Genomic DNA, 20,797 nt, shown 5'->3' with positions numbered 1-20,797 from the left:
CGGTGATATAGCTCAGTTGGTTAGAGCACAGCACTCATAATGCTGGGGTCGGTGGTTCAAGTCCACCTATCACCACCAAAGATTTCAGGCAGATGGCCTGGCTCCAACGAGTCAGGCCATTTTGCTTTTGCCGCTTCCGGTGATATAGCTCAGTTGGTTAGAGCACAGCACTCATAATGCTGGGGTCGGTGGTTCAAGTCCACCTATCACCACCAGGTACGACTCTCGCAGAGAGGTCCAGAAAACCGCAGTTCTCGCCAAGGAGACTGCGGTTTTTTTGTGCGCGACCAGCACCGGTTCAGCCTGCACCACCGTGCATAATGAACCGGATAAATAGTGAAGAATTTGGCTCTGTCTATGGCGAACATCCGGCGCTCCCTGTTCATCAACTTTTTTTCCTCGACCGGCGGCACGGTTGTCCAGTTTGCTGTCACGCTGTTTCTGGCACGCATACTGAGCCCAAGCGACATTGGCATCTACTCGATGACCATCGTGTTCATCAATATCGCCCACATTTTTCAGGATTTTGGCGTAGGAAGTTATCTGCAGCGCGAGAAAGAACTGACGCCGGAAAAGCTGCGCGCTGCCACCGGCGTGATTTTCACGACTTCGTGGTCCATTGCTGCGGTCATCTATGCCGGAAGCGACTGGCTCGGCAGATGGTTCAATGAACCGACGATGATTCCCGTCATGAAGGTGCTCGCGCTTTGTTTCGTGTTCATCCCCTTCGGGTCCATCACCAACTCGCTGCTTACCCGGGATTTCGCTGCCGGCAAGCAGGCGTGGGTGGGGGCAGTTAGTACGGCAGCATCGGCCGTGACATGTATTACCCTTGCTCTCATGGGCTTTGGCGCGCTGAGCATGGCGTGGGCCAATCTGGCCAATATCGTCGCTTGCGCCATTGCCTTCATTCCCTTCAGGCCCAACTATCTTCCCTGGCTGCCCTCGTTCCGGCATTGGCGCGACGTCGTGCATTTCGGGATGAGTTCTCTTCTCACCAATTGCTTGAATTCGGTGAACAATTCGATTCCCGATATCCTGCTTGGGAAACTCGGCAATGCAACACTGGTTGGTTTTTTCAGCAGGGCCAATTCGACCGTCACGATTTTTTTCCATATCGCCGGCAGCACGGCGAACTACGGTTCGGTGTCTTACATTGCCCAAGCTCACCATCGTGGCGAGTCAGTCGGCACATTGCTGAACAAGGCAACGTCGCTGTTGACTGGCATTGCGTGGACTGCACTTGGTTTGACGTATGTGTTCGCCACAGACATCGTCACCGTGCTGTATGGAGAAAAATGGCTGCCTTCGGTCCCTGCCATGGATGGATTGCTGGTCGCCTGCGCCATCGGCACGGTTTTCAACTACTACCCTGCAGCCATGACGGCCATCGGCCGACCGTTCCTGGCCTCGTTCCCGATCGCGGTCACGCTGCTGTCGCGCATTGCATTTGCCTTTGCCCTGTTCGACGGCAGCATTCGAAGTTTTTCCTGGGTGATTTGCGGCGCCACCCTGGTTGCATTGCCGGTGCTATTGATTCAGCAGCACATCTATCTTCGCCACCGATTGACCACGCAATTGCAGGCGTTATGGCCCAGCGCTGCAGTAGCGATCATCTGCATGACGGGTGCTGCCATATTAAAAATCGCCCTCCCTGCCTCATTCGCACCGGCATTCGTTCTTCTTGCCTCAGCCCTGCCCCTGGCTTGTCTCTGGTATTTGTCACTTCGAATGACAGGGCATCCATTGACCGCAGAGATTCATAAAATGGTAGCCGGTTTTCGCGCTCGTGCTGCATAAGACAGATACGGTGGTTTGAACCGACTGAAAATAGCCATTGGCGTCAATTGGCATGGCCAGGGTGATATGATAAAAGCAATCGTCCGTTGCCGAAGCCACCATTTTTTATTTCCAATAATACAATAATGTAAATTATGTGTCATTTTGGCCGCAATGACAGATATTTCATTTTCTTTAGCAAGCGCTGTCTTGAAATAATTGGCCCGAATGCCAGACCCTAAATATCCACTGTCCCAGTACGTCTTTGTCGTGTTTGCCGACGATTGGGGCCGTCACCCGTCAAGTTGCCAACATCTGTTCTTGAGGATTGTTCCGCAAGTTCAAGTCATCTGGGTGAATACCATTGGCCTGCGCACGCCGCGTTTCAACCTGCATGATTTCAAACGAACGGTGCAGGTCATCCGTTCGTGGATCCGTCCCGATGCCAAATTCAGGGCGCGCTCGGAAGACCGGGCGAGTCAGGTTGCGAACGCCTGCGCCACGCCGTCGGGCGAGGCGCCGGTTATGCCGTATATCGTCAACCCGGTCATGTGGCCGTCGTTCCGAGGGCCCACGTCCGCCGCACTGAATCACCACCTGCTCTCGAGCGCGGTGCACGAGGCGCTCAAAAATGTGGCGCCGGGAAAGCATCCTGTTCTGGTGAGCACCTCGCCCATCGTGCCCGGCCTCTTTCGCGATCACATTTTCAAGCGGAAAGTGTATTACTGCGTCGACGACTTCACGCACTGGCATGGCATCGACGGCCCGGCGATGCACCGCCTGGAGCAAGAAACACTGCAGGCCTGCGATCTCATGATCGCCACGTCCACGTCGATTCTCGAAACCCGGTCTCCGCATGCAAACGCGTCGACCTTGCTCACCCATGGCGTGGACCTGGCGCATTTCTCGAGCGCCACGCCCGATCCGGCGAGTCCCCTGGCCGCCCTGCCGCACCCCATCGTGGGGATGTTTGGCGTATTCGACCAGCGTGTCGACGGCCAGGCCCTCAAGGCGGCGGCGCTCCTGTCGCCACAGGCGATCTTCGTGGTCCTGGGCCCGGTCGTGGACCGCGATCCTGGCGAATTTCGCGATGTGCCAAATCTGCGCTTCCTCGGTGCAGTGCCGTATGCCGACCTGCCCGGCCATGTTGCCCATTTCGATCTGTGCATCCTGCCGTACGTGGTCGATGCATCGACCTGGAACATCAATCCTCTCAAGCTCAAGGAATACCTGGCCACCGGCAAGCCTGTCATCGCATCGCCCCTTCCCGAGGCAATGCGGCTAGGCGCATACCTCACCCTGGCGGCGCCGGAAGCGTTCCCCCAGGCGGTGGCATCGGCCCTGGCCACGCAGGGCGCAGGCGCCCCGGCGCATCAGAGCGACGCTCGCACCCGCCTCGAGGCCTTCCTTCACAGCGAAAGCTGGGAAGCGAAAGCAGACCGCTTCCTGACCGATGTCCTGGATGACCTATGAACGACCGCATACGCATTCTTTGCATCGCTACCATGTTTCCAAATCCACGGATGCCGGTGCATGCCCAATTCGTGAAGCAAAGGCTGGATGCACTGTCCAGCAAGGCCGACCTGATCGTCGTCTCGCCGATACCGTGGTTCCCTGGCGAGCGTTATTTTCAGCGTTACGCCAACCGGAGCCAGATCGCCGCGCATACCGACCTGAATGCGTATCCGACCTATTTTCCGAAGTTCTTTTCCATCCCGGCGGTGTTGAAACCTCTGGAGGGCGTCTTCCTGGCCATTGCACTGTGGCGGTTCATCGCGACCCATGGCCTGAAGGACAAGATCGACGTGCTCGATTGCCACCTGGCGTTTCCGGAAGGGTTCGCAGGCGCCCTGGTCTCGCGCGTCATCGGCAAGCCGTATGTCGTCACCCTGCGCGGCCACGACATCAACGATCTTCCCCGCTTTCCGGTGCGGATCCGGCAAGTGGTGTTTGCCCTGCGCCATAGCGCACGCTATGTCGGCGTCGCCAGGGCACTGGTGGACGGCGCCATCCAGCTTGGTGCACCTGCGGACAAAGGCTTTGCGTCCACCAACGGCGTGGACACCGAACGTTTTCGCCCCACAGCCAAGCGCGATGCGCGCAAGGCGCTCGGCCTGGACGCCGACAAGCGCTACATGCTCTCGGTGTCCCACCTGGTACCTCGCAAAGGGATCGATATACTGCTGCGCGCCCACGCGATGCTGCGCGCCGGGGGGCACACGGATCTCTGCTTCATCATCGTGGGACAAGGTGGCGAGGAAGGCGACTGCGAAGCGAACCTGCGCGCCCTGGCGTCCGAACTCGGCATCGCCGAGCACATCGTCTGGGCGGGCGCGGTGCTGAACACCGACTTGCATGCCTGGTACTCTGCCGCCGACGTGTTCTGCCTGGCCAGCGAAAAGGAAGGCTGGCCCAATGTCGTGCTCGAGGCCATGGCGTGCGCCACGCCAGTGGTCGCCCATCGCACCTGGGGTGTGCCCGAAATCATTACCGGGCCGGACCTGGGCATCCTGGTGGACAACCGGGAACCGGAGCCGTTCGCACACGCCATCGGCCTCGCCCTGGCGCACACCTGGGACCCGGCGCGGCTGCGCGCTTATGCGCTGGAAAATACCTGGGACCAGGTGGCCGAGGGCCTGCTGCGTCACTTCGAGGCGATCGTCAGGCCCGGCCAGCCTGCGCCGTCAGCAGACGGCGTGGCGTAGCATCAATGCTTCTTGCCGCCACCCGAGACTTTGTTCTCGGTCGCCCAGGCGCGGCGTTCGGCTTCCTTCTTCGCCACGCCCTTCTTTTCGTAGCCTTCTTCGATGTGCTTGACCTGGCGCTTCTGCTTGTCGGTATACGACGATTTATCACCTTGCGGCATGATCGATTTCCTCTCGGCGAATGTGCTGGCCAGCCGGGATGACCGGCCACGATCGTTGCAGCCTACGCCGCACTGCCAGCGCGTTTCGTGCGCCAGTTCACAGATGCGCGCAGGCTAGCCAGGCGTACGCCATTCGCCATCGGGCGCATTTTCATCCAGCGCAAAATCGCCGCGCGCCAGCGCCAGCAACACGTCGTGCGCCGCCTGCACATGCTCGGCCGGCACCAGGAGCCGCACGCCGCCCAGCGCCGGCGCCAGCAGCAGGTCGGTCTGCATCAGGTGCGCATCCGCCAGCATTGCCGGAATACCCGACGCTTCGAGGCAACCCTGCGCCAGGGTCGCGTCCACCGGAATCATGTAGCGCGCAACGACGTACAGGTCGCGCTCGGGCAGCGCCTCGACTTCGGGGTGGGCGGCCAGCCAGTCGTTCAACGAGAGTGTGTGCATCGGGAGTCCTTAACGAAGCAGTGCAGGCAGGTGCGACAACAGATACAGGATCACGCCGATCATCCCGCCCACGATGGTGCCGTTGATGCGGATGTATTGCAGGTCCTTGCCGATATTGAGTTCGATCTGGGCCGACATCTCGCGGTCATCCCATTGCTTGACGGTGTCGGCGATGTGGCGGGTGAGATAGCCCGCAAATTCGGGCGCCACGCCGCGCGCGGCCGCTTCCAGGTTCTCTTGCAGCGACTGGCGTAGCAGCGCATCTTCGCCCAGCGCCTTGCCGATCCAGGCGCCCATGCCGATGATGCGGCGGCGCAGGCTTGAGTCGTCGCGCTCCAGGTCGCGCTTGAGCCATGCCTTCAGCTCGGCCCAGAGCGAGCCGACGTAGCCGTTGAAGGTGTCGTCTTCGAGCAGGTAGCGCTTGACGTCGTCAGCCTTCGCGATGAATTCCGGGTCGACCTTCAGGCGCTCGATGAAGCCGGCCACGTAGTCGTCGAAGCGCTCGCGCAGCGGGTGCGCAGGGTCGGCCGCGACCTTGTTGAGCACCCCCGAGGCCAGGCGTACCGCGATGTCGGCGCCCTTGCGGCCAATCAGTTCGGACGGCAGCATCTTTTCGAGGAAGGCGTAATCTTCCTTCAGCCAGTCGACGATGCCGTCGGCGATCGCGCCCTGGGTCTCGGGATTGTCCATCAGCCTGGCGATCTGGCGGATGCCTTCGTCGAGCAGCTGCTGGTGGCGCCGGCCGCGCGTCAGGCCCGCGAGAATGGCGCTGCTGGACTTCGACAGATCGACGCTGCCTACCATCGTGTGCACCGCGCGCCGGATGACGTTCTGCACCGGCGCGTCTTCGATGAAGTCGAGCATGAAGGTGGCGGCGCGCACCAGGTGCGCGCCCATCAATTCGGTGTTGGCCGGTTTGGCCAGCCAATCGGCCAGCATCTGCACCGGGTCATGGCGGCGGATCAGCCCTACGATCGACTCGGTATCGAGGAATTTCTCGCGCACGAACAGCGCCAGGTTGTCGGCGATCTTGTCCTTGTTGCCGGGGATGATGGCGGTGTGGCGCGAGATGATCGGGATCGGAATCCGCCTGAACAGCGCGACTACCGCGAACCAGTCGGCCAGCGCGCCGACCATCGCCGCTTCGGAGAAGGCGCGCAAGAGGCCCGTCCACCACGTCTGCGGCAGCAGCAGGCTGACCACGAACAGCACGGCTGCGCCGACGAAGAAGCCGAGGGCGATCAGTTTGGACTTGCGCAGTTCGTCGTGCTTGTGCATGCGGGGCGGCCCGGCTGTGGCGATGTTGCCATGCTAGCCGAGTTTGCGTGCGGGTGACGCGCCGGCGGTGCACGCCGTAGCAGCCCTGCGGGCGGGAGCCCTTACGCCGCCGCCTCTTCCTCGCACAAGGTCAGCTTGGCGCAGCGCTGCCCATGCAACTGCGGCAGCAACAGATCGCTACGCTCTTCCAGCAACGCAAAGACCTCGTCTTTCGACAGCACGTACTGCTCGAGCAGCGTGTCCTTGAGCGACGCCATCACCAGCTTGTAATCGCGGATCGCGTCCAGCGTGTAGCTGTAGAGTTCATCGGCCTTTTCTTCCACCAGCCGCACCGTGTGCTCGCCGCTGGCATCCTTCTGCAACTGGCTGTAATCGATCTTCGAGCGCGAATACATCGACAGGCGGCTGACCATCAGGTTGAGCATTTTCGTGATCTTCTCGATGTCGTTCTGGCTGCCCACCGAGATGCCGCGCGGGCCGTAGAACAGTTCTTCGGCCGCGACGCCGCCATACAGGCCCACCACGTCGCGCTCGAGTTCTTCCAGCGTGCGCAGCGACATGTCTTCGCCCGATTGCAGCACATAGCCCAGCGCGCCGATTTTCGAGACCGCTTCGGTGCTGATCTTGAGCAGGTGCGAGCGTTCCTTGACTTCGGCCAGCGTCAACCCCTGGCGCAGGAACGGATCGATCTGCATGAAGAAGTGGCCCAGTTCGTGCAAGGCGATGCGTTCGCGCTGCTTGTGCTTGTCGAGCGTGGTGGCGCGGTCGGTCAGGCCGATCGTGGCGCGTTCGTAGGCGCGGAACAGCAGGTTGGTGTTGATGATGGTCTTTTCCTGGATCGACAGCATGCTGGCGCGTTCGACCACGGTTTCCAACAGCGCCGGGCTCAGGTTCTGCGTGATCTCGGCGACCTGGTCCAGGTTCATATCGCTCCAGTCGACCAGACCATCCTTCTTGCGCGACAGGAAGCTGCGCAGCAGTTCGCGGCGCTCGGCCTTGTTCGGCAGGCGGAAGTTGATCTTGACCGAGAAGCGGCGCAGCATCGCTTCGTCCATGTCGGTCGAGCTGTCGTCGAAGTTCGAGGCGACGATCCAGATCACGCCCGCGCCCTTGTCGCTTTTCACGCCGTCGAGCAGGCCGAGCATGGTGTTGGCGGTATCGTCTTCCCACTTCTTTTCGCTGCGCCCGCGCGGCATGAACAGGCTCTGCGCTTCATCGAGGAAGATGATGCACTTGCCCTTGGCGCAAGCCTTGCGGTGCAGGGCGTTCAGCGCCTTGGAGCCGCCACCGACATAGCCCGATTCGAGGGCCGAACCGGACGCCGAAATCATCGGCAGGTCGAGGCGCTTGGCCAGGTAGCCGACCAATTTGGTCTTGCCGGTGCCGGCGGGGCCGGTGAGCATCACGTTGAACGGCTTGTCGATATTGTGCGATTGGTATTCGGCACGGTTGCGGATCATTTCTTCCAGGTGCAGCACTTCCTGCTTGATGTCGTCCATGCCGATCAGGTCATCCATGCTGCCCTTGAGCTTGTCCGGGGTAATGACCGACGCGCTCATGCCCATGCCCGGCACACCGAACTTGATGAGGTACAGCACCAGCAACACGATGGCGATATTGAAGGCGTTCTGCTTGAAGAAGGTGCCGGTGCGTGCGAGCGTGCTTTCGCCCTCGTCCATCACCGCCTTGTGGCTGGCCAGGAACTCGTCCTTGGCGATCGAATACGGAATGGCATTCTTGAGCAGCACCTCGCGCTCGAGCGACAGGTGCGAGGTGCTCGGCACCTTCACCACGTTCAGGGCGGCCGAATCCTTGAATTTGTAGATGTAGCGCGGCGCTTCCGACAGCGGCTTGGCGATCAGCAGGTAGTCCAGGCGCGCCTTCTGGTCGGCCAGCGCGGTGATCTCGGCGATGTTTTGCGAATGGACCACGGGGCTCGCGTCTTGCGGCACATCGGCTTTGAAGATCGCCAGCGTCACCAGCATGCCCATCAGGATGACGGACAGGATGCGGACGTAAACGTTCTTGAATGCAATCTGAAGACGGGAGAAATTGGGCATGTGGTGTACTCGTCGAAAATGCGTGATGCAAAAAGAGAGAGACTGCTGTGCCGTGCCACAGGTGCGGGGTGGTCGGCGTCGGCAATGGGCCGACGAATCTGACGTGCTGCGGCTTGCTGATTGATGCTTGCAAGCAAGGGAGTAAGAAGACTATACCTTCAAAAAAAACCGCAGGGAATACCAATAACCTAAAAAATTGCGCCATTTAAGGCGAATGAAAGTCTTGATAAGAAATTTGATTATTCGACTGACAGCATTCGTGATGAGTGTGTCAAATAAATGGTGATTTTTTGCGACAACGACATGATCAAATTGAATAGGAAACACATACGCGCATAGCTGAGCGCTGTTTATTTACCACAGTCAACTTTTGCATGATTGCGTGCAATACGTCTCGATCGAGGCTTAACACGGTGGCTATTTCTGCAACTCATCGTTCAATCGCGCGTAACGATCGTGGCGTTCTTGTTATGCTCAATGCACCGATACTGCGGTTCTGCGCTAAGTTTCTATTCAACCAAAGATTGATAGCAAGTTAATGTAGGGGGGAGGATCTGGCGATGAAATACCATGTGCTGTCAGCATTAATGACGCTCTGCCTTGCCGGTACCTCGAACGCGGCTGAATCTGGCCGTGAAAATGCCACAGCATTTTCACGCACGGCGTTGCCCGATCTGGCAGTCACCCGCCGCGACGAGATCGTCACGCCACTCTCCCATCTACCGCAGTTGCCCGAGCCGGAAGTGTTTGCAATGATGCTTGTCGGCCTGGTCTTGATCGGCTACCGGGTCAGTCGCGACGGCGGCGACAAGTTCAGATAGGCGCGGGGCGGATGGCGCTGTCGTGGCACAGGCCATGCAGCTTGGTCATCGTATTCCAGTTGCGCGAGGTGGCGCCATTGCCCAGGTGTTTGCCGAGGGCCGCTGCGGCCGCGCTGTCGAGCAAGCCCGTCGGACACCAGACATACACCGCTCGGCGCCCGATCGCTACTACTTCGGGCGCCCAGTTCTGGCCGCACAGCGCAAGCGCCAGCGTGCGTTGCGGCTCGCCTGCCAGCAAGAACGCAAACAGGCGCGCGTGATCGTCGGCCAGGTGCAGCAAGGGATTATCGTCGATGATCTCGGCCACTTCCTGGCGCGCAAACACGAACACGCGCGCACCCACCCCGAGGCGCAAGATCATGGCCTCTTCGATCGCCTGCGCCGCGTTGACCGGCGGCACGGCGGCGTCGAACACGATGTTGCCGCTATTGAGCAGACTGCGCACGCCCGTATAGCCGAGGCTCTCGACCAGCTTGCGCAAGTCGGCCATGGCGATGCGTTTGGCGCGGCCGACGTTCACCCCGCGCAATAGAGCAATGTAACGGTGGCAGGTCATGGGCGGATCCTAACACGCCACATTGTATTGACGATGCTCCAGCCGTGTCGGTGATACCATCACCTGAGCATTGAATGGAGGAAACTATGAGCAACGATCACGATCTGATCCCCGTGACCAGGGCGCTACCGGGCATGGTGCTGTCGGATGAGCTGCTCGACAGCCACGGCATGGTGCTGCTGGCCAAGGGCGCCGTGCTGAGCGAGGCGATCATTGCGTCGCTCGGGCGTCATCAGATCGATATGGTGCCGGTGGCGCGTGTGGAAGCGCACCGCGCACCGGACGCAGCCGCGGTGCAGGCGCGGCTCGACTTTCTGTTTCGCCGCCACGCGCGCGATCGGGACATTGACAGCGACAGCGACTGGGCCGGCCACCTGCTGCGCCGCTACGTCGAAGATTACCGGCTCGAGCGGCAGGTGGCGCCATGATGGTCACCCTCGACGACCTGACCGCCGGCCTGGACGACCTGCCCTCGCTGCCCGCCGTCGTCATGGAATTATTGGGCAGCATCGATCAGGAAGATGCCGATCTGACCCAGTTGGCGAAGAAGGTCGCGCTCGACCAGGCGCTTACTGCCAAGACACTGCGTCTGGCCAACTCGTCGGCCTTTGGCCTGCAAGTCAAGGTGACGACGATCCAGCAGGCGATGACGTATCTCGGCTTTCAAGCCACGCGCAACCTGATCATGGCGGCATCGATGACGGGCTGCTTTCCAAGCGGACGCTGCCCGGCGTTCGACGACAAGGCCTTCTGGCGCCTGTCGATCGCCACCGCCGCCTGCGCGCGGGTGCTGGCGCGCCATATGCACTTCAACCAGGATGTGGCGTTCACGGCCGGCCTGGTGCATGGCATCGGCCGCCTGGTGCTGGTGACCCGTTATCCAGAGCAATACGACGCGGTCTTGCGCGAACGCGCGCGCACCGATGGCGACCTGCTCGAGGCTGAGCGCGCACTGCTGGGCGTCGACCACGTTTTGGCTGGCCGGGCGCTGGCGGAACACTGGCAGTTTTCGGACACGCTGCGCCAGGCCATCGCCTTCTACGGGCAGCCTGACATGCCGGGAGCGGGCTTTCTGGCTACTATCGTGCACGTGGCAAACGCCGTGGCGCATGCGCTCGATCTTGCGGGCGACGCACACGACGTGGTGCCGCAATTGTCGAGCGTGGCATGGACGGCGCTGGGCTTATCCGAAGAAGCGTGGCTGCAGGTGTTCCGCGAAACGGAGCTGCAATTTGAAGAGATGACAGCCATCCTGTTGGCGTAAGCCGCAGGACGGATTCAGGCGATACGATACGAATTGCTGTGCGGCGCCACTCAGGCAGCGCCGCGGCACGCCAACCACGAAGGCATGGCAGAGACACCTGCCATGCCCACGATTTCAGTGCGCATAATTACCGGTCTTTGGCGTAACGTCGCCCGACTGGCTACCCTGGCCTTGTGCTGGCTGACTTGCCTGCTGGGCGGCGGCTGCGGCGGCAGCTGCTGCTTTCTCTTCTGGCTTCGGACGACCCTGCGCGTCCGACAGACGATACTTGGTACGACGATCGCCCATCAGGTCACGCAGGTCGCGGATGCTCATGCCGGTCACTTCGTGCATGCGGATCAGCAGCGAGGCGCCAACCGGCAGACGGTGGTGGCGGATCTTGCTGATGACTGGTGGCGCGACTTCGAGCATGCGCGAAAGCGCAGCATCGTTTTTCAGTTGCATCTTGCCCAGCAGAATATCGAGCAGATGGTTCGGGTTGTAGCTCTCTTGCGACGACAGTGCGTGATGTTGTTGTGCCATGATATTTACCTCACGAGTTGGTTAAAATAGTTCCCCTACGAACCTTAGTTGAAGACAACATATCTTCAACATAAGTTCCCGGAACGTGTTCAGGAATTAAACAGGGCGAATCTGAGTAGTTCCTTAAGAATTCCGGTTCTGCCGTGCACCATGCGGTTTAAGCATGCGCACTTGTCTTTCAAACAAATTATGGCCGCGTGTGCCGGGTCGATGCCGACCACGCACATGTGACTCCTTGTCGGAAATCAAGCTAACGTGTGGAAAGCTTGTCACGTTTGCATTTCAGCACATGGGGCTACATTGTGGCGCACGCAAGAGATTTCCCTGATAAATTTTTCCAATCAGAATGATCACGGAACCCTTTGATTTCAATAGAGAAATACTTCATGCATGAGAAGATACAATGCATGAAGAATAATGTATGTTCGCTAGCGGACATTTAACATTGTAAGCAAAACGATAATTACTTAAAGTAAAGAAACTAAACATTCTTTTCGGAATTAGTTACTGCTTCGCGCCGGTGTTTTTATCGGGTCAATACCGAATTACGGTAAACTGGTCCTCCCGCCTTGTCGGCGCAGCAGTTTGTCCCCAACTACCCTCTCCATGCAGAAAAAAGTCTTTATCAAAACCTTCGGTTGCCAGATGAACGAGTACGACTCGGACAAGATGGTTGATGTCCTTGGCGCCTCGGATGGGCTGGTCCGCACCGACAAGCCGGAAGACGCCGATGTTATCTTGCTCAACACCTGTTCGATCCGTGAAAAAGCGCAAGAAAAAGTGTTCTCGGATCTCGGCCGCCTGCGTGAACTCAAGCGTGACAAGCCCGACCTGGTGATCGGCGTGGGCGGTTGCGTCGCCTCGCAAGAAGGCCAGGCAATCATCAAGCGTGCGCCGTTCGTCGATGTCGTGTTCGGGCCGCAAACGCTGCACCGCCTGCCGAAGCTGATCGACGACCGGCGCCAGACCGGCATGGCCCAGGTCGACATCGCCTTTCCCGAGATCGAAAAATTCGACCACCTGCCGCCGGCCAAGGTCGACGGTCCGGTGGCGTACGTGTCGATCATGGAAGGCTGCAGCAAATATTGCAGCTACTGCGTCGTGCCGTACACGCGCGGCGAAGAAGTCTCGCGCCGCTTCGAGGACGTGCTGACCGAGGTCGCCGGCCTGGCCGCGCAAGGTGTGAAAGAAATCATGCTGCTCGGCCAGAACGTGAATGCGTTCCGCGGCACGATGGAAAATGGCGAGATCGCCGACTTCGCGCTGCTGCTCGAATACATCGCCGAGATCCCCGGCGTCGAGCGCCTGCGCTTCGTGACCAGCCACCCGAAAGAATTCAGCCAGCGCCTGATCGATGCCTACGCCAAGATCCCGCAACTGGTGAACCACCTGTACCTGCCGGTGCAGCATGGCGCCGACCGCATCCTGGCGGCCATGAAGCGCGGCTACACGGGCCTCGAATACAAGTCGATCATCCGCCGCATCCGCGCGGTGCGTCCCGACATCACGTTCTCGTCCGACTTCATCGTGGGCTTCCCCGGCGAAACCGAGGCCGATTTCGAGGCGATGATGAAACTGGTGGCCGACGTCAATTTCGACAACAGCTTCAGCTTCATCTTCAGCAAGCGCCCCGGCACCCCGGCCGCCAACCTGGAAGACGATACGCCGCACGAGGTCAAGCTGGCCCGCCTGCAGCGCCTGCAAGCGCTGATCGACGCCAACACCCGCAAGCACAGCGCCGCCATGGTCGGCACCGTGCAGCGCGTGCTGGTCGAAGGGCTGGCCAAGAAAGATCCAAGCCAACTGCAAGGCCGCGCCGAGAACAACCGCGTGGTCCTGTTTCCCGTGGATGCGACCAATGCCAAGCTCATCGGCCAACTGGTCGACGTGCGCATCAGCGCCAGCCACGATTATTATTTGCGCGGCGAACTCGTCGCCAACCTCGATACGATTGCCAAAGCCAGTTGAAAACACAGCCTACCCAGCCCTCGTACTTCATTCCCGAACCGCTCGACAACACGCGGCTCGCCCACCTGTGCGGTCCACTCGATGAAAACCTGCGCCAGATCGCGGCCGCGCTCGACGTGACCGTGTTTCGCCGTGGCGAGAAATTCATCGTCAACGGGGACAACGCCGAGCGCGCCGTCGAACTGCTGGAACGCTTCTACGCGGTCGCCAACAAGGTCGTGCCGATCGAAGAAGTGCAACTGGCCCTGGTCGAGCAGCGCGCCGGCATCAAGCCGCGCAGCCTGGACGCGCCCGGCGGCGAACCGCGCGCCATCAAGGGTGTCAAGTCCGTCAAGGCCGAGACGGAGGTGGCGCCAGATGTCGCGCCCAACGACGTCGACAGCCCGGCCCTGAAAACCCGCCGCAGCGACCTGCGCGGGCGCACGCCGCACCAGATCCAGTACCTCAACGATGTGCTGAACCACGACATCGCCTTCGGCGTGGGCCCGGCCGGCACCGGCAAGACCTACCTGGCCGTGGCGTGCGCGGTGGATGCGCTCGAACGCGACGCCGTCAAGCGCATCATCCTGACCCGGCCGGCCGTGGAAGCCGGCGAGCGCCTGGGCTTCCTGCCGGGCGACCTCGCGCAAAAGGTCGACCCTTACCTGCGCCCGCTGTACGACGCGCTGTACGACCTGCTCGGTTTCGACCGCACGCAAAAACTGTTCGAGAAGCAGGTAATCGAGATCGCCCCGCTGGCCTATATGCGCGGCCGCACGCTGAACCACGCGTTCGTGATTCTCGATGAGGCCCAGAACACGACCGTCGAGCAGATGAAGATGTTCCTGACCCGCATCGGTTTCGGCAGCAAGGCCGTCATCACGGGCGACGTCACGCAGGTCGACCTGCACAAGAACCAGCGCAGCGGCCTGGTCGACGCCATGCACGTGCTCAAGGATGTGCGCGGCATCGCGTTTTCGCAGTTTTCAAGTGTGGACGTCGTGCGCCACCCGCTGGTGGGGCGCATCATCGATGCCTACGAATCCGACAATTCGGTGCAGGAACTGGCCGACCTTCCCAAACCGATCCCGGTGAAACATGCAAGAAAAAAAACATCCGCTTGAACTCGAGATCCAGTTCGCCGATCCGTGCCTGGAGAGCCTGCTGCCCGAAGCCACGCTCCAGAAATGGGTCGAAGCCGCCCTGCTCGGCCCGGCCGAACTGACCATCCGTTTTGTCGATGCGGCCGAAGGCCAGGCGCTGAACCTGGCCTATCGTGGCAAGGACTACGCGACCAACGTGCTCACCTTCGCCTACAACGAAGATGAAGACCTGGCCGACGACGATCCGGTGAAAGCCGACATCGTGCTGTGCACCGACGTGCTGCAGCGCGAAGCGGCCGAGCAAAACAAAACGGTCGAGGAACACACCGCGCACCTGGTCGTGCACGGGGTGCTGCACGCCCAGGGCTGGGACCACGACAACGACGACGATGCCGAGGAGATGGAGCAGTTTGAGCGCGACATCATGGAAGTTCTCGGTTTCCCCGATCCCTACGCCGACTGAACGCCCGGGGAATGCCGATCAGGCCGCACGGCTGCGACAATATGAGGCATTTCCCCTTTTGGTGTATCCTACGCCCATCGCAACAACGGCTTCTCGCCAACTATGCCCGAGTATCCCAGTGACGTCCGTCCGGACGCCAAACCCCACCGGTCCCTGTTAGAACGGCTGACCGCATTCATCTCCCCCGAGCCTGAAAACCGCGCAGAGCTGCTCGAAGTCCTGCACGACGCCCACGAACGCAACCTTCTCGATGCCGACGCCCTGTCGATGATCGAAGGCGTGTTCCAGGTGTCCGACCTGTCAGCGCGCGACATCATGGTGCCCCGTTCCCAGATGGACGTGATCGACATCACGAAGCCCATCGAAGAATGGATGCCCTACGTGCTCGAGACCGCCCACTCCCGCTTCCCTGCCATCGAAGGCGAACGCGACAAGGTCGTGGGCATCCTGCTGGCCAAGGACTTGCTGCGCTATTACGCCGAAGAATCATTCGACGTGCGCACCAAACTGCGCCCGGCCGTGTTCATTCCCGAATCGAAACGCCTGAACGTGCTGCTGCGCGACTTCCGCGCCAACCACAATCACATGGCGATCGTGGTCGACGAGTATTCCGGCGTGGCCGGCCTGATCACGATCGAAGACGTGCTCGAGCAGATCGTCGGCGACATCGAAGACGAATACGATTTTGACGAAGAGGAAGACAACGTCATCTCGATCCGCGAAGGCCAGCTCGGCCCGCGCTGGCGCGTGAAAGCGCTGACCGAGATCGAACAGTTCAACGAAGAAGTCGGCACCGACCTGCCGGACGACGATGTCGACACCGTCGGCGGCCTGGTCGCCAGCCATCTCGGCCACATGCCGCACAAGGGCGAAGTGGTCGATCTGCACGGGGTGCGCTTCGAAGTGCTGCGCGCCGACGCGCGCCAGATCCACGTGTTGCTGGTCGAAAAACTGCCATCGGCTGACGACGAACGCGACTGATGCTGCGTCGCCTGACCCATCCAGCCGCAGCGCCGACGCCGGCGCTGCGCGGCGGCAAGCCTTCGGCGTTGCTGCTGCTATGCGCGGCGTTTGCCGGCGCCTCTTCCCTGCTCTCGTTCCAGCCTGTCGGCTGGTGGCCGCTGCAATTCTTGTCGCTGGCCTGGCTTTTCTATCAGGTGGGGATGAGCAATTCCGTCAAGCGCGCCACCCTGATCGGCTGGGCCTTCGGCTTCGGCTGGACGCTGGCCGGCGTGCACTGGCTGTACGTCTTCATGACCGATTTCGCCCACTTGCCGGCCGTCCTCGCGGTGGTGGGTCTCACACTGCTGTGCCTGTACATGGGCCTGTGGGGTGCGTTCACGGCCGGCGTAGCTTCCTGGCTGCGCCGGCGCTGGTCGCTGCCGGTGGCCGCCTTCCTGCTGCTGGTGCTGCCCGTGACCTGGGGCGTGTCCGAATGGCTGCGCGGCTGGGTGTTTACGGGCTTTCCGTGGGCATCGTCCGGTTACGCACATGACCTGGCGCCCCTGGCCGGCTACGCGCCGCTGATCGGCGTGTATGGCATTGGCATTGTCGTGGGCGTGATCGCCGGCTGCATCGCGATGCTGACCCAGCGCGCGCGCTGGCCTGCGCTTGGTTTGCTAACCGGCTTGATGTTGGCTGGCGCCGGCCTGCGCACGGTCGAATGGACGCAGGATGTCGGCCAGCCGATCAGCGTGCGCCTGTTGCAAGGCAATATCGCGCAAGACCGCAAGTTCGACGCCGAATTCTTGAACAGCATCCTGACGCGCTACCAGGGCCTGATCACGGCCGGCCCGGCCGACCTGATCGCCACACCCGAAACGGCGATCCCGACCTTTCCGCAGAACCTGCCCGACGGCTACCTGGCCAATCTGCAGCGTTACGTGACCGATACCGGCAGCACGCTGGCGCTCGGCATCCCGCTGCTCGACGGCCCGGGCAAGTACGGCAACAGCCTGGTCACCCTGACGCCGCATGCGCAGTCAACGCCCTACCGCTACGACAAGGCGCACCTGGTGCCGTTCGGCGAATTCATCCCGCCGGGTTTCCGCTGGGTCACCGACATGCTGGACATTCCGCTGAACGACGCCACCCGCGGCGCCGCATTGCAGGCGCCGTTCGCCGTCAAGGACCAGCTGGTGCTGCCGAATATCTGCTACGAAGACGTGTTCGGCGAAGAAATCGCCTACCAGCTGCGCAATGCGCCACAGCCGGCAACGCTGCTGCTGAACGTGTCGAACCTGTCGTGGTATGGCCAGTCGGTGGCGATCCCGCAGCACCTCCAGATTTCGCGCATGCGCACGCTGGAAACGGGCCGCCCGATGCTGCGCGCGACGAACGACGGCGCCACCGCGATCATCGACCGCCGCGGCAATCTCACGCACTCGCTGCCGTTCTATCAAGACGGCGTGCTGGCCGCCACCGTGCGCGGCGCAACCGGCATGACCCCCTTCATTCGCCTGGGCAGCGGCGCGTTCCTGCTGCTGGGCGCCTTGATGCTGCTCGGCGCCTGGTACGCCGGCCGTCGTTACCTTCACAACCACGCCAAATCGACCGGCTGACCCAAATCACCTCCCAGAGGGGCGAAGAAATTCAGTAGAATTAGTCATTTGGCAAACATACCGCGTTCACGGTCCACGGGCCGCGTTCCACTCGACATGCTCACATTCCAGCAAATCATCCTCACCCTGCAGTCCTACTGGGACAAGCAGGGCTGCGCACTGCTCCAGCCCTACGATATGGAAGTCGGCGCCGGCACCTTCCACACCGGTACCTTCCTGCGCGCGATCGGCCCGGAGCCATGGCGCGCCGCCTATGTGCAGCCATCGCGCCGCCCGAAGGATGGCCGCTACGGCGAAAACCCGAACCGCCTGCAGCACTACTACCAGTTCCAGGTCGCGCTCAAGCCGGCGCCCGAGAATATCCTCGACCTGTATCTCGGCTCGCTCGAAGCCCTGGGCCTGGACCTGAAAAAGAACGACGTGCGGTTTGTCGAGGATGACTGGGAAAGCCCGACGCTGGGCGCCTGGGGCCTGGGCTGGGAAGTCTGGCTCAACGGCATGGAAGTCACGCAGTTTACCTATTTCCAGCAAGTCGGGGGCCTCGATTGCAAGCCGGTGCTGGGCGAGATCACGTACGGCATCGAGCGCCTGGCCATGTACCTGCAGGGCGTCGAGAACGTATACGACCTGGTCTGGACCGAGTGGCAGGAAGATGGTGTGACCAAGACGTTGAGCTACGGCGACGTGTTCCACCAGAACGAGGTCGAACAGTCGACCTACAACTTCGAACACTCCAACACCGAGATGCTGTTCCAGGCCTTCGCGAACCACGAATCCGAGGCCAAGCGCCTGGTCGAACTGGCGCTCACGCTGCCGGCCTACGAGCAGATCATGAAGGCCTCGCACAGCTTCAACCTGCTGGACGCGCGCGGCGCCATTTCCGTGACCGAGCGCGCCGCCTATATCGGCCGCGTGCGCACGCTGTCACGCCTGGTGGCGCAAGCCTATTACGACTCGCGCGAAAAGCTCGGCTTCCCGATGGCACCCCAGGCAGCACAAGTCGCCGCCTGAAAAGAACAGAACAGACCATGAATCAAACACTCCTCGTCGAACTGCAGACCGAAGAACTGCCGCCGAAGGCGCTCGTCAAGCTCGGCGCCGCCTTTGCCACCGGCATCTCGAACGGCCTCAAGGCGCGCGACTTCCTCGAAGCCGACAGCGTCGTCACGACCTACGCCACGCCACGCCGCCTGGCCGTCTCGATCACCAATGTGCGCAACACCTCGCCCGACAAGGCGATCCGCGAAAAAGTGCTGCCGGTGACGGTGGCCCTGGACAAGGAAGGCAACCCAAGTGCACCGCTGGCCAAGAAGCTGGCCGCGCTGGGCTTTCCTGACCTGACGATCGACCAGCTCGAACGCGCCCCCGACGGCAAGACCGAAAGCTTCTTCTACACCTACACCGCCGCCGGCAGCGCCCTGACGGGTGCATTGCAAGACGTGCTGCTCGAGTCGGTGAACAAGCTGCCGATTCCAAAGCTCATGAGCTACCAGCGCCCGAACGGCGACACCGTGCAGTTCGTGCGCCCGGTGCACCTGCTGCTCGCGCTGCACGGCGACCAGGTGCTGCCACTGACGCTGCTCGGCTTGACCGCTGGCCGCGAAACCGCCGGCCACCGCTTCCTGTCGCATGGCGGCGCGATCACGATCGCGCATGCCGACGGGTACGCGAGCACCCTGGAATCCGAAGGCAAGGTCATCACGTCGCCGCAAGCGCGCAAGGACAGCATCCGCGCGCAGCTGCTTGAAAAAGCCGGCGCCGACCAGGTCTTGATGCCCGAGTCGCTGCTCGATGAAGTCGCAGCCCTGGTCGAATGGCCGGTGGTGTACGAATGCCGCTTCGAAGAAGAATTCCTGGCCGTGCCGCAGGAATGCCTGATCCTGACGATGCAGACGAACCAGAAGTACTTCGCGCTGACCGACGCCGACGGCAAGCTGCGTTCGCGCTTCCTGATCGTGTCGAACATCGCGACCGATGACCCGTCGGCCATCGTCGGCGGCAACGAGCGCGTCGTGCGCCCGCGCCTGTCGGACGCCAAGTTCTTCTTCGAGCAAGATAAAAAGAAAACGCTCGAGTCGCGCCTGCCGCAGCTGGCATCGGTCGTGTACCACAACAAACTGGGTTCGCAAGCCGAACGCAGCGAACGCGTGACCAAGCTGGCGACGTATATCGCCACGCGCCTGGGCTTTGACGCTTCGCTGGCCGAACGCGGCGCGCGCCTGTCGAAGGCCGACCTGCTCACCGACATGGTCGGCGAATTCCCGGAACTGCAAGGCATCATGGGCACGTACTACGCGCGCCACGATGGCGAGCATGACGACGTCGCGCGCGCGGCGTCCGAGCACTACCAGCCGCGCTTTGCCGGCGACGCCCTGCCCGGCTCGAATACGGGCCTGGCCGTTGCACTGGCCGACAAGCTCGAGACGCTGGTGGGCATCTGGGCCATCGGCCTGCAGCCGACCGGCGAAAAAGACCCGTTCGCGCTGCGCCGCCACGCGCTGGGCATCATGCGCATGCTGGTCGAAAAGCGCCTGCCGCTCGAACTGTCCGACATGCTGCGCGATGCGGTCACCACGTTTGCCGACCAGCCGGCGTTCAAGGACCCGAGCGCGGAAGTAACCGCCTTCGTGCTCGACCGGCTGCGCGGCCTGCTGCGCGATCGCGGCTTCTCGCCGAACGAAGTCGAAGCGGTGCTGGCCCAGAACCCGGACCGCGTCGACGACGTCGTGCAGCGCCTCGAAGCGGTGCAGGCGTTTGCCGCGCTGCCCGAAGCCGCGTCGCTCGCTGCTGCCAACAAGCGCATCACCAACATCCTCAAGAAGAACGAAGAAGCGTTGGCGCAAGCCGGCGTGGTCGACGCGGCGCTGCTGCAAGACCAGGCCGAAAAAGACCTGGCCGCAGCGGTCACGCGCGTGCAGCCAGAAGTCGATGCGGCGTTTGCCAGCGGCGATTTTGCCGGCACGCTCAAGACGCTGGCGCAGCTGCGCGAGCCGGTCGACGCGTTCTTCAACGACGTGATGGTGATGGCCGACGACATCGCCCTGCGCAACAACCGCCTGGCATTGCTGGCGTCGTTGCACGGCATGATGAACCGCGTGGCCGACATCTCGAAACTGGCGACGTAACAGCG

Annotated in this window: 19 protein-coding genes and 2 tRNA genes; 15 read left to right on the top strand and 6 right to left on the bottom strand. The window is 61.5% G+C overall.

Annotated features, from left to right (window positions below; all coding sequences use genetic code 11):
- Position 1 precedes the first annotated feature (1 nt).
- From AB2N08_RS06685 to AB2N08_RS06665, 5 genes are all read left to right on the top strand, one after another.
- Positions 2-78 (top strand) — tRNA-Met (locus AB2N08_RS06685).
- 60 nt (positions 79-138) lie between these two features.
- Positions 139-215: transfer RNA gene (locus AB2N08_RS06680), tRNA-Met, on the top strand.
- A gap of 121 nt (positions 216-336) precedes the next feature.
- Positions 337-1,800: an oligosaccharide flippase family protein gene (locus tag AB2N08_RS06675; protein ID WP_367609847.1), complete on the top strand. Its 1,464-nt coding sequence runs from the start codon at positions 337-339 to the stop codon at positions 1,798-1,800.
- A 333-nt stretch (positions 1,801-2,133) separates the two neighbouring features.
- A complete protein-coding gene (locus tag AB2N08_RS06670) occupies positions 2,134-3,252 on the top strand; it encodes a glycosyltransferase (RefSeq protein WP_367609846.1) in 1,119 nt (372 codons plus the stop codon).
- Between the two features lie 71 nt (positions 3,253-3,323).
- Complete coding sequence (locus tag AB2N08_RS06665) at positions 3,324-4,484, top strand: glycosyltransferase (protein WP_367609845.1); 1,161 nt, start codon at positions 3,324-3,326, stop codon at positions 4,482-4,484.
- 2 nt (positions 4,485-4,486) lie between these two features.
- On the opposite strand, the gene AB2N08_RS06660 is transcribed toward AB2N08_RS06665, so the two are convergent.
- The 4 genes from AB2N08_RS06660 to AB2N08_RS06645 form a co-directional block, all read right to left on the bottom strand.
- Positions 4,487-4,645: a hypothetical protein gene (locus tag AB2N08_RS06660; protein WP_367609844.1), complete on the bottom strand. Its 159-nt coding sequence runs from the start codon at positions 4,643-4,645 to the stop codon at positions 4,487-4,489.
- A 114-nt stretch (positions 4,646-4,759) separates the two neighbouring features.
- A complete protein-coding gene (locus tag AB2N08_RS06655) occupies positions 4,760-5,092 on the bottom strand; it encodes a putative signal transducing protein (RefSeq protein ID WP_367609843.1) in 333 nt (110 codons plus the stop codon).
- Between the two features lie 9 nt (positions 5,093-5,101).
- A complete protein-coding gene (locus AB2N08_RS06650; protein WP_367609842.1) occupies positions 5,102-6,370 on the bottom strand; it encodes a DUF445 domain-containing protein in 1,269 nt (422 codons plus the stop codon).
- 101 nt (positions 6,371-6,471) lie between these two features.
- Positions 6,472-8,430, bottom strand: coding sequence for an AAA family ATPase (locus AB2N08_RS06645; protein WP_367609841.1), 1,959 nt, complete (start codon positions 8,428-8,430; stop codon positions 6,472-6,474).
- Between the two features lie 560 nt (positions 8,431-8,990).
- On the opposite strand from AB2N08_RS06645, the gene AB2N08_RS06640 reads away from it, so the two are divergent.
- Positions 8,991-9,251, top strand: a complete 261-nt coding sequence (locus AB2N08_RS06640; protein ID WP_367609840.1) for a PEP-CTERM sorting domain-containing protein — start codon at positions 8,991-8,993, stop codon at positions 9,249-9,251.
- On the opposite strand, the gene AB2N08_RS06635 is transcribed toward AB2N08_RS06640, so the two are convergent.
- Complete coding sequence (locus AB2N08_RS06635) at positions 9,244-9,807, bottom strand: DUF1697 domain-containing protein (protein ID WP_367609839.1); 564 nt, start codon at positions 9,805-9,807, stop codon at positions 9,244-9,246. The genes AB2N08_RS06640 and AB2N08_RS06635 overlap by 8 nt on opposite strands.
- Positions 9,808-9,893: 86 nt before the next feature.
- Here AB2N08_RS06635 and AB2N08_RS06630 point away from each other — a divergent pair, with 86 nt between their 5' ends.
- Positions 9,894-10,235 (top strand): hypothetical protein, encoded by a 342-nt coding sequence (locus AB2N08_RS06630; RefSeq protein ID WP_367609838.1) that lies wholly within the window; start codon positions 9,894-9,896, stop codon positions 10,233-10,235.
- A complete protein-coding gene (locus AB2N08_RS06625) occupies positions 10,232-11,071 on the top strand; it encodes an HDOD domain-containing protein (protein ID WP_367609837.1) in 840 nt (279 codons plus the stop codon). Before AB2N08_RS06630 ends, AB2N08_RS06625 begins: the two co-directional genes overlap by 4 nt.
- Positions 11,072-11,185: 114 nt before the next feature.
- Here the strand turns inward: AB2N08_RS06625 and AB2N08_RS06620 are convergent, their stop codons facing one another.
- Entirely contained in the window at positions 11,186-11,593 is a 408-nt protein-coding gene (locus AB2N08_RS06620) for a hypothetical protein (protein WP_367609836.1), read from the bottom strand.
- Positions 11,594-12,199: 606 nt separating this feature from the next.
- Between AB2N08_RS06620 and miaB the strand changes: the two genes are divergently transcribed.
- The 7 genes from miaB to glyS all read left to right on the top strand — a co-directional run bounded on the left by miaB (position 12,200) and on the right by glyS (position 20,792).
- Positions 12,200-13,561 (top strand): tRNA (N6-isopentenyl adenosine(37)-C2)-methylthiotransferase MiaB, encoded by a 1,362-nt coding sequence (gene miaB, locus AB2N08_RS06615; RefSeq protein ID WP_367609835.1) that lies wholly within the window; start codon positions 12,200-12,202, stop codon positions 13,559-13,561.
- Positions 13,558-14,664, top strand: coding sequence for a PhoH family protein (locus AB2N08_RS06610; RefSeq protein ID WP_367609834.1), 1,107 nt, complete (start codon positions 13,558-13,560; stop codon positions 14,662-14,664). The genes miaB and AB2N08_RS06610 overlap by 4 nt, the downstream gene beginning before the upstream one ends.
- The gene (gene ybeY / locus AB2N08_RS06605) at positions 14,639-15,106 is read left to right on the top strand and encodes an rRNA maturation RNase YbeY (RefSeq protein WP_367609833.1); all 468 of its coding nucleotides are present in this window, start codon (positions 14,639-14,641) and stop codon (positions 15,104-15,106) included. Before AB2N08_RS06610 ends, ybeY begins: the two co-directional genes overlap by 26 nt.
- 102 nt (positions 15,107-15,208) lie before the next feature.
- Positions 15,209-16,087, top strand: a complete 879-nt coding sequence (locus tag AB2N08_RS06600; protein ID WP_367609832.1) for an HlyC/CorC family transporter — start codon at positions 15,209-15,211, stop codon at positions 16,085-16,087.
- On the top strand, positions 16,087-17,667 hold the full coding sequence (lnt, locus tag AB2N08_RS06595) for an apolipoprotein N-acyltransferase (protein ID WP_367609831.1): 1,581 nt from the start codon (positions 16,087-16,089) through the stop codon (positions 17,665-17,667). Before AB2N08_RS06600 ends, lnt begins: the two co-directional genes overlap by 1 nt.
- A gap of 96 nt (positions 17,668-17,763) precedes the next feature.
- A complete protein-coding gene (gene glyQ / locus AB2N08_RS06590) occupies positions 17,764-18,678 on the top strand; it encodes a glycine--tRNA ligase subunit alpha (RefSeq protein WP_367609830.1) in 915 nt (304 codons plus the stop codon).
- Between the two features lie 17 nt (positions 18,679-18,695).
- Complete coding sequence (gene glyS, locus AB2N08_RS06585; protein ID WP_367609829.1) at positions 18,696-20,792, top strand: glycine--tRNA ligase subunit beta; 2,097 nt, start codon at positions 18,696-18,698, stop codon at positions 20,790-20,792.
- Positions 20,793-20,797 lie beyond the last annotated feature (5 nt).

It is taken from the genome of Massilia aurea (genome assembly GCF_040790145.1).
GTDB classification, from domain to species: Bacteria; Pseudomonadota; Gammaproteobacteria; order Burkholderiales; family Burkholderiaceae_D; genus Telluria; species Telluria aurea_C.
This window is presented reverse-complemented; position numbering and strand designations above follow the sequence as displayed.

Excerpts from the sequence above, each read along its gene's own strand:
- AB2N08_RS06625 (WP_367609837.1), top strand. The coding sequence starts at position 10,232 with ATGATGGTCACCCTCGACGACCTGACCGCCGGCCTGGACGACCTGCCC.
- AB2N08_RS06640 (WP_367609840.1), top strand. The coding sequence starts at position 8,991 with ATGAAATACCATGTGCTGTCAGCATTAATGACGCTCTGCCTTGCCGGT.
- AB2N08_RS06630 (WP_367609838.1), top strand. The coding sequence starts at position 9,894 with ATGAGCAACGATCACGATCTGATCCCCGTGACCAGGGCGCTACCGGGC.
- miaB (WP_367609835.1), top strand. The coding sequence starts at position 12,200 with ATGCAGAAAAAAGTCTTTATCAAAACCTTCGGTTGCCAGATGAACGAG.
- AB2N08_RS06645 (WP_367609841.1), bottom strand. The coding sequence starts at position 8,430 with ATGCCCAATTTCTCCCGTCTTCAGATTGCATTCAAGAACGTTTACGTC.
- AB2N08_RS06620 (WP_367609836.1), bottom strand. The coding sequence starts at position 11,593 with ATGGCACAACAACATCACGCACTGTCGTCGCAAGAGAGCTACAACCCG.
- AB2N08_RS06650 (WP_367609842.1), bottom strand. The coding sequence starts at position 6,370 with ATGCACAAGCACGACGAACTGCGCAAGTCCAAACTGATCGCCCTCGGC.
- lnt (WP_367609831.1), top strand. The coding sequence starts at position 16,087 with ATGCTGCGTCGCCTGACCCATCCAGCCGCAGCGCCGACGCCGGCGCTG.
- glyQ (WP_367609830.1), top strand. The coding sequence starts at position 17,764 with ATGCTCACATTCCAGCAAATCATCCTCACCCTGCAGTCCTACTGGGAC.
- AB2N08_RS06600 (WP_367609832.1), top strand. The coding sequence starts at position 15,209 with ATGCCCGAGTATCCCAGTGACGTCCGTCCGGACGCCAAACCCCACCGG.
- AB2N08_RS06635 (WP_367609839.1), bottom strand. The coding sequence starts at position 9,807 with ATGACCTGCCACCGTTACATTGCTCTATTGCGCGGGGTGAACGTCGGC.
- glyS (WP_367609829.1), top strand. The coding sequence starts at position 18,696 with ATGAATCAAACACTCCTCGTCGAACTGCAGACCGAAGAACTGCCGCCG.
- ybeY (WP_367609833.1), top strand. The coding sequence starts at position 14,639 with ATGCAAGAAAAAAAACATCCGCTTGAACTCGAGATCCAGTTCGCCGAT.
- AB2N08_RS06660 (WP_367609844.1), bottom strand. The coding sequence starts at position 4,645 with ATGCCGCAAGGTGATAAATCGTCGTATACCGACAAGCAGAAGCGCCAG.
- AB2N08_RS06655 (WP_367609843.1), bottom strand. The coding sequence starts at position 5,092 with ATGCACACACTCTCGTTGAACGACTGGCTGGCCGCCCACCCCGAAGTC.